8 protein-coding genes and 1 rRNA gene are annotated in these 8,168 nt (G+C 72.3%); 2 read left to right on the top strand and 7 right to left on the bottom strand.

What is annotated here, in order from left to right; genetic code table 11:
- Positions 1-30 precede the first annotated feature (30 nt).
- Entirely contained in the window at positions 31-378 is a 348-nt protein-coding gene (locus ACWCO8_RS22015; RefSeq protein WP_451033622.1) for an SCP2 sterol-binding domain-containing protein, read from the top strand.
- Here ACWCO8_RS22015 and ACWCO8_RS22020 read toward each other — a convergent pair.
- The 4 genes from ACWCO8_RS22020 to ACWCO8_RS22035 form a co-directional block, all read right to left on the bottom strand.
- Positions 367-1,203: an ABC transporter ATP-binding protein gene (locus tag ACWCO8_RS22020; protein WP_451033623.1), complete on the bottom strand. Its 837-nt coding sequence runs from the start codon at positions 1,201-1,203 to the stop codon at positions 367-369. The genes ACWCO8_RS22015 and ACWCO8_RS22020 overlap by 12 nt on opposite strands.
- A 62-nt stretch (positions 1,204-1,265) precedes the next feature.
- Positions 1,266-2,294, bottom strand: a complete 1,029-nt coding sequence (locus ACWCO8_RS22025) for a FecCD family ABC transporter permease (RefSeq protein WP_451033624.1) — start codon at positions 2,292-2,294, stop codon at positions 1,266-1,268.
- Positions 2,291-3,250: a FecCD family ABC transporter permease gene (locus ACWCO8_RS22030; protein ID WP_451033642.1), complete on the bottom strand. Its 960-nt coding sequence runs from the start codon at positions 3,248-3,250 to the stop codon at positions 2,291-2,293. Before ACWCO8_RS22030 ends, ACWCO8_RS22025 begins: the two co-directional genes overlap by 4 nt.
- 230 nt (positions 3,251-3,480) lie before the next feature.
- A complete protein-coding gene (locus tag ACWCO8_RS22035; RefSeq protein ID WP_451033643.1) occupies positions 3,481-4,557 on the bottom strand; it encodes an HAD hydrolase-like protein in 1,077 nt (358 codons plus the stop codon).
- Between the two features lie 82 nt (positions 4,558-4,639).
- Between ACWCO8_RS22035 and ACWCO8_RS22040 the strand changes: the two genes are divergently transcribed.
- Positions 4,640-5,914, top strand: a complete 1,275-nt coding sequence (locus tag ACWCO8_RS22040; protein WP_451033625.1) for a DUF1015 domain-containing protein — start codon at positions 4,640-4,642, stop codon at positions 5,912-5,914.
- 52 nt (positions 5,915-5,966) lie between these two features.
- Here the strand turns inward: ACWCO8_RS22040 and ACWCO8_RS22045 are convergent, their stop codons facing one another.
- The 3 genes from ACWCO8_RS22045 to rrf form a co-directional block, all read right to left on the bottom strand.
- Positions 5,967-6,707 (bottom strand): hypothetical protein, encoded by a 741-nt coding sequence (locus tag ACWCO8_RS22045; protein ID WP_451033626.1) that lies wholly within the window; start codon positions 6,705-6,707, stop codon positions 5,967-5,969.
- A complete protein-coding gene (locus ACWCO8_RS22050; RefSeq protein WP_451033627.1) occupies positions 6,704-7,804 on the bottom strand; it encodes a hypothetical protein in 1,101 nt (366 codons plus the stop codon). The genes ACWCO8_RS22045 and ACWCO8_RS22050 overlap by 4 nt, the downstream gene beginning before the upstream one ends.
- A 269-nt stretch (positions 7,805-8,073) precedes the next feature.
- Positions 8,074-8,168: ribosomal RNA gene (gene rrf, locus ACWCO8_RS22055) — 5S ribosomal RNA — on the bottom strand; the annotation flags it as partial.

Below are 8,168 nucleotides of genomic sequence, written 5' to 3' on the forward strand. Positions count from 1 at the left end.
TCGCGAAGCCCTGGGGTACGGTCGACGGCGATGGCCACGATCGAGGAGTGCCGCAGCGCACTCGACAAACTTTCGGACAATCTCACGCGCGCCGACGGCGAGGTCCGCAGCGCCGCCGCGCTCGACCGCAGCCTGAGCTGCCACATCACGGACCTGGACACCACGTTCACCGGCCGCCTCATGGACGGCCGGATCCAGGTCCAGGACACGGTGCCGGGCCCGCCGCCCGCCAAGGCGCAGATCCGCCTGGCGATGACGGGCGACGACCTGGTGGCGATGGTGGAAGGCGAGCTGAACTTCGCGAAGGCCTGGGCCTCCGGCCGGGTCAGGCTGGAGGCCGGCTTCCGCGATCTGCTGAAGCTGCGCTCACTTCTGTAGCGACCGGTCGGCGGGCCGCCCGTTCGCCCGTGCCTTGCGCCCCGCGGGCACGACCAGCGGCGTTCCCGTCTCCGGGTCCTCGATGACCTGGCAGCGCACCCCGAAGACCCGCTCGACGAGCTCGGCCGTGACGACCTCGGCGGGCGGTCCCTCCGCGACGACCTCGCCGTCCCGACAGGCGATCAGGTGGGTGGCGTACCGGGCCGCGTGGTTGAGGTCGTGGAGGACGGCGACGAGCGTCCGGCCCTGGGTCTCGTGCAGCTCGGCGCAGAGGTCGAGGACGTCGATCTGGTGCTGGATGTCGAGGAAGGTCGTGGGCTCGTCGAGGAGCAGCAGCGGGGTCTGCTGCGCGAGCGCCATCGCGATCCACACCCGCTGACGCTGGCCGCCGGACAGCTCGTCGACGTACCGCTCGGCCAGTTCCGCGACGCCCGTCGACTCCATCGACTCCTGGACGATCCGCTCGTCCTCGGGCGACCACTGGCGCAGCAGTCCCTGGTGCGGGTAGCGGCCGCGGGCCACCAGGTCGGCGACCGTGATGCCGTCGGGGGCGATCGAGGACTGCGGCAGCAGACCGAGGGTCCTGGCGACCTTTTTCGCCGGCATGCTGTGGATGCTCTGCCCGTCGAGGAGCACCCGGCCCTGGGAGGGCTTGAGCATCCGGGAGAGGGCGCGCAGGAGGGTCGACTTGCCGCACGCGTTGGGCCCGACGATGACGGTGAACGAGTTGTCGGGGATCGCGACGGACAGCTCGCGGGCGATGACCCGCTGGTCGTAGGCGAGGGTGACCGACTCGGCGCTGAGCCGCTGGGCCTGACGGTCCATGGAGGTGCTCCTGAGTTTCCTGTCGTGTGAAACGTACGAATCCGTCATGCGGGCCGTGGGCGTCATATGCGCCCCGCCTTCCGCTCCGTGACGAGCAGCCACAGCAGATAGCAGCCGCCGAGCACTCCGGTGACGACGCCCACCGGCAGCTGCCGGTCGCCGAAGGCGTTGGTCGCGGTCCAGTCGGCGACGAGCAGCAGCGCGGAGCCCATGAGGGCGGAGGCGGCGAGGTTGGGTCCTGGCGCGCGGGTCAGCCGGCGGGCCAGCTGCGGGGCGCTCAGGGAGACGAAGACGATGGGCCCGGCGGCGGCGGTGGCCACGGCGACGAGCACGACGGCGGAGGACATCAGCACGATCCGGGTCCGCTCGACCCGCACCCCGAGCGCGTACGCGGAGTCGTCGCCCATCTCCAGCATCCGCAGCGCCCGCCCGTGCCCGAGGACCAGCGGGACGAGGACACAGCAGACGGCGAACAGCGGCCAGAACTGCGCCCAGTCCCGCCCTTCCAGCGAGCCGGTCATCCAGACCGTGGCGCGGGTCGCGTCGACCAGGTTGGCCTTGGTGATGAGGTAGTGGATGAGGGCGGTGAGCATCGCGGCCGCGCCGATGCCGACGAGGACGAGCCGGTAGCCGTGGATCCCGCGCTTCCAGGCGAGGAGGTAGATCACGGCGCCCGTGATCAGGCCGCCGACGACCGCGCCCCCGGCGGCGGCCATGGCGCTGCCCTGGAAGAGCACGATGACGCCCAGCGCGCCGACGGTGGCGCCCTGGCCGAAGCCGATGACGTCGGGGCTGCCGAGCGGGTTGCGGGAGATCGACTGGAAGACGGCGCCGCCGATGCCGAGCGCCGCGCCGACGAAGACGGCGACGAGGACGCGCGGCAGCCGCAGGTCCATCACGGCGAACTCCTGTACGGGAGTTCCGTCGCCGAGCAGCGTGGCGAGGACGTCGCCCGGGGCGATGGGGAAGTCCCCGCTGCCGATGAGGACGACCCCGGCCGCGAGGGTGGCCACGACCAGCAGTAGCGCGGAGAGCGCGGCGCGGGGGTCGTACCGTACGGAGAACCCGCCACCGGTCCGTATCGACTTCACAGCTGGGCCATCCTCTTGCGGCGGACGAGGTGGATGAAGACGGGCCCGCCGACGAGCGCGGTGACGATGCCGACCTGAAGCTCGGAGGGGCGGGCCACGAGCCGGCCGATCACGTCGGAGCCGAGCAGGAGGGCCGGCGCGAGGACGGCCGCGTACGGGAGGATCCAGCGCATGTCCGGGCCGGTGAGGGCGCGGACGAGGTACGGGACCATCAGCCCGAGGAACACGATGGGCCCGCAGGCGGCGGTCGCGGCGCCGCACAGCAGCGTGACGGCGACCATCGCGAGGACCCGGGTGCGGTTGAGGTTCGCGCCCAGCGCGCGGGCGGTGTCGTCGCCCATCTCCATGGCGTTGAGCGGCCGGGCGATCAGCAGGGCGACGACGACCCCGACGAGGATGAACGGCGCGACGCGCCGCACGGTGTCCATGTCGGCGGAGGCCAGCGAGCCGACGGTCCAGAAGCGGAGCCGGTCGAGTGCGGCCGAGTTCAGGAGCTGGACGGCGTTGACGTAGCCGTAGAGCGCGGCGGTGGCGGCGGTTCCGGCGAGCGCCAGGCGCACGGGCGTGGCGCTGCGGCTGCCGCCGAGGACGTACACGACGACGGAGACGACGGCGGCCCCGAGGAACGCGAACCAGACGTAGGCGTCGACGTCGGTGATCCCGAGGAACGCGATCGCGGAGACGACGGCGGCGGCGGCCCCGGCGTTCACGCCGAGCAGCCCGGGCTCGGCGAGCGGGTTGCGGGTGAGGCCCTGCATGACGGCTCCGGAGAGCCCGAGGGCGACGCCGACGAGCAGCCCCAGGACGGTCCGGGGGACGCGGACGTCACGGATGATGACGTCGTTGCCAGTACCGGTGTTGTGGAACAGCCCGTGCCACACATCGCCGAGCGGCACGGGTTTGGCACCGATCATGATGCTCAGGACACAGACCAGCAGCAGCACCACGACGCCCACGACAAGCCCGAACGCCCGCACGGAATGCCTGCGGCCCGTCGCCTGGGGGGATTTCGTAGCCTCCGCGCTCGCTCGGGAGGAACTCTCGACCAACACGAGGTTAGGCTAACCTACCCTACCTTTCCCCCACCCCAACGGCCCCAAGGCTCCCATCGTCACAGGGGCCACAGCGGCCACAGAAGCCACAGGGGCCACACAGGTCACAAGCACCCCAGCGGCCCCACCGACCGTCACATCCCCAACCGCTCCAACGCCTTCCCCGCGTCCAGCCCACAGGCCCCGGCCCCCGCCTCCGACCACGCCGCCCCGCACAGCGCCCGCACCCCGTCCATGACGTCGAGCGCGCCCGGCTCCCCGGCCGCCCCCGCGCCCTCAAGCAGCAGCGCGCCCCCGCTCACGGACGCCCGCCACCCCCCGCACGCGAACGCCCCACCCGTCTCCACGACCTCCGGCTGCCCCACCAGGAGCCCCCGCAGGTCCGCCGAGACGTACGTCGGCCGGTGCTCCGGCACCGCCGCGAGCAGCTGCGCCACGTCCGTCACCCCGGTGAACACCAACAACGAGTCCACGCCCCCGTTGAACGCGCCCTCGATGTCCGTGTCCAGCCGGTCCCCGACCACCAGCGGCCGCCGCGCCCCCGTCCGCAGCACGGTCTCCCGGTGCATCGGCGGCAGCGGCTTCCCCGCCACCTTCGGCTCCACGACACCGCCCGTGGCGATCCGTACGACCTCCACCGCGGCCCCGTTCCCCGGCCCGATCCCCCGCGCGCCGGGAATCGTCAGATCGGTGTTGGACGCGTACCACGGCACACCCCGCGCCACGGCGTACCCGGCCTCCGCGAACCGCGCCCACGGCATGTCCGGCCCGCCGTACCCCTGGACCACCGCCGCGAGGCCCGGCACGTCCGCCGAATCCACCGGCTCCAGGCCCCGCTCGCGCAGCGCCACGCGAAGCCCCTCCCCGCCGACGACGAGCACCGGCGAACCGGCGGGCACGTCGTCGGCGATGAGCCGCGCCACCGCCTGCGCCGAGGTGATGACGTCGCCCGCCTCCGCCGGCACCCCCAGCTCGGTGAGGTGCCCGGCCACCGCGTCCGGCGTCCGCAGCGCGTTGTTGGTGACGTACGCGAGGTGCATCCCGCCGGCCCGGGCGACCGTCAGCGCGTCGACGGCGTGCGCGATCGCCTCACCGCCCGCGTAGACGACACCGTCCAGATCGAGCAGCGCCGTGTCGTACGCCTCGCTCAGCGCGACCGCACTGCCGTCGAGCACCGTCCTGGGCCGCCCGCCCTGGCCACCGTCACCCATACCCACCACACACTCCTCGTCTGAAAGCCGTCCCCGCTCCCCCGATCATCGCTCATTGCCACCGCGCACTTACGATTGCTCAATGAACACCAGTGGTCCTGCGGCCGACGACGGTCTGCACCTGGTCCCGTTCCGGGGACTCCGCTACGTCCCCGAACGGGTCGGCAGCCTGGCCGCCGTGACCTCGCCCCCGTACGACGTCGTCGTCCGGCCCGACGGTCTCCACCATCTGGAGTCCGCCGACCCGCACAACATCGTCCGGCTGATCCTTCCGCAGGCCATCAGCCCGGGCACCCGCCACCGCAAGGCCGCCGTCACCCTCGACCGCTGGCTCGCCGACGGCGTCCTCGCGCCGGACCCCGAGCCCGCGCTCTACGTGTACGAGCAGAGCAGCGGCGACATCCTCCAGCGCGGCATCATCGGTGCCCTGGAGCTCACCACCCCGGCCGAGGGCATCGTCCTCCCTCACGAGGACGTCATGCCGCACGTCGTCGAGGACCGCGCCGACCTGATGCGGACCACGGCCGCCAACCTGGAGCCGCTCCTCCTCACCTACCGGGGCAACGGCGGCGGACCGGCCGACGTCATCGAACGCACCGTCCGGCGCACCCCGCTCCTCGCCACGACCACGGAGGACGGCTTCAGCCACCGCCTCTGGGCGATCACGGACCCGGCCGAACTCGCGGCGGTCTCCGCCGGCCTGGCCGAGCACCAGGCGCTGATCGCCGACGGCCACCACCGCTGGGCGACGTACCTCCGCCTCCGCGAAGAGCACCCCCAGCCCGGCCCCTGGAACTACGGCCTCGTCCTCCTCATCGACACGGCCCGCTACCCCCTCCGCGTCCGCGCGATCCACCGCCTGCTCAACCGCCTCCCCGTGGCGGACGCCCTCGCGGCCCTCGGCGACCAATTCCGGATCCGCCGCCTCGACGCCATACTCCCGGACGCCATGGCATCCCTCGCGGCCGCAGCGACGGACGGCAACGCCTTCCTCCTGGCCGGCGACGGTACGTTCCACCTCGTGGACCGCCCCGCCCCGGAGCTCCTCGCCCGCACGATCCCCGAGGACCGCCCGCAGGCCTGGCGCACCCTGGACGCGACGGTCCTGCACGCCACGCTCCTGGACCACCTCTGGCACATCCCGGACGCGCCGGAGGACATCAGCTACATCCACGACACGGAGGCGGCCGTGGAGCAGGCGGAGCGCCGGGGCGGTACGGCGGTACTGATGCACCCGGTACGGGAGGACGTCGTACGGGACCTGGCACAGCAGGGCGTCACGATGCCCCGCAAGTCGACGTCCTTCGGCCCGAAGCCGGCCACGGGCCTGGTGCTGAGAAGCCTGGCGCTCGACTGAGGACATGCGAAAGGGCGGTACCCCCGAGGGGGTACCGCCCTTTCGTCACGCGTCAGCCCCGGTCGTCGGGCTGGTCCTCGTCGGCCTCATCGGCATCTTCGGCCTCGTCGGCGACATCGACGCTCCCGGACGGCTCCCCGTCCCGGCCCCCGTCCACGTCGTCGTTCTCGTCCTCGTCGATGGCGTCCACGAACTCGACACCGTCCAGCTCGGCGAGCCGGTCGGAGGCGTCCGTGGCCCCGTCCTTGTCCGCCTCGAGCGCCTTGGCGAACCACTCCCGCGCCTCGGTCTCCCGCTCGGCCGCGAGCAGCGCGTCGGCGTAGGCGTACCGCAGGCGCGCGGTCCACGGGTGAACGGCGCTGGACGCGAGCTCGGGGCTCTGCAGCGTCACGATGGCGGCCTCCAGCTGCCCCATGTCGCGACGGGCGCCGGCGGCGACGAGCCGCATCTCGACCTGCCCGGCCTTGTCCAGCTTCTGCACCTCGGGCTCACCGGCCATGGCGAGCGCCCGCTCGGGCCGGCCCATGCCGCGCTCGCAGTCGGCCATCACGGGCCACAGCTCGACACCACCGGTCATCCGCCGCGCGGCCCGGAACTCGGCCAGCGCCTCGGAGTACTTCTGCGTGGCGTACGCGGCGAAACCGGCGGCCTCACGGACGGCGGCGACGCGCGAGGCGAGCCGCAGGGCGATGCGCGAGTACGCGTACGCCTGCTCCGGGTCCTCGTCGATCAGGTCGGCGACCATGACGAGGTTACGAGCGACGTCCTCGGCGAGCCCCTTGGGCAGGCTCATGAGCTCCTGGCGCACATCGTCGTCGATCTCGTCACCGGTGACCTCCGGCGGGATCGGCAGCCGCTTGATCGGCGCCCGGTCGGTCCGGTCACGGTCGTCACGCCCGCGGTACCCACCGCCACGGTTGTCGTCACGCCCGCGGTACCCGCCACCACGGCTGTCGTCGCGCCGGTCGTCACGAGGCCGGTCGTCGCGACGGAAGCCACCGCCACGGTTGTCGTCCCGACGGGGCCCACGGGGCCGGTCGTCCCGCCCACGGAACCCGCCACCACGGCTGTCGTCCCGACGGTCGTCGCGCGGCCGCTCGTCACGCCGGTCATCCCGACGGAACGACGGACGCTCGTCACGGCGGTCATCACGGGGCCGGTCGTCACGGCGGAACGAAGGACGGTCATCACGACGGTCATCACGCGGACGGTCGTCACGCCGGAAACCGCCACCACGGCTGTCATCGCGCCGGTCGTCGCGGCGGAAGCCACCACCACGGTTGTCGTCACGGCGGTCGTCCCGGCGGAACGACGGACGCTCGTCACGGCGGTCGTCACGGGGCCGGTCATCGCGACGGAACGACGGACGGTCGTCGCGACGGTCGTCACGGGGCCGGTCGTCACGGCGGAAGGAGGGACGGTCATCACGGCGGTCATCACGCGGCCGGTCGTCGCGACGGAAACCGCCACCACGGTTGTCATCACGGCGGTCGTCGCGGCGGAAGCCACCACCACGGTTGTCGTCACGGCGGAACGACGGACGCTCGTCACGCCGATCGTCACGCGGCCGGTCATCGCGACGGAATCCACCGCCACGGTTGTCGTCGCGGCGGTCGTCGCGCGGCCGGTCGTCGCGGCGGAAGGACGGACGGTCATCACGGCGGTCATCACGCCGGAAACCGCCACCACGGTTGTCGCCGCGGCTGTCGTCACGGCGGAAGCCACCGCCACGGTTGTCGCCGCGGCTGTCAGGGCGACGGTCATCACGGGGACGGTCGTCACGGCGGTCGTCACGCGGACGGTCGTCACGACGGAACGAAGGACGGTCGTCGCGACGGTCGTCACGCGGCCGGTCGTCACGGCGGAAACCGCCACCGCGGTTGTCGTCACGACGGTCATCGCGGCGGAAGCCGCCGCCACCCCGGTTGTCATCACGACGCGGGCCACGGAAGCCGCCCCGCTCGCCACCGTCCCTGCGACGCGGCTCGCGCTCCGGACGGTCGTCGGGAGAGTTGGTGGACATCGACGTGACTCCTGTCTTCGGGTACTGCAGTCATTCTCGCGCAGCCGGCAGCCCGACGCGCTTCGGAAAAAATCAAGAAAAACAAAAGGACCCTTGGTCCCAGCGTGAACGCTGGGACCAAGGGTCCTGAAAGATTGTTCGGCGGCGTCCTACTCTCCCACAGGGTCCCCCCTGCAGTACCATCGGCGCTGAAAGGCTTAGCTTCCGGGTTCGGAATGTAACCGGGCGTTT

This window comes from Streptomyces sp. NPDC001927 (genome assembly GCF_053594455.1).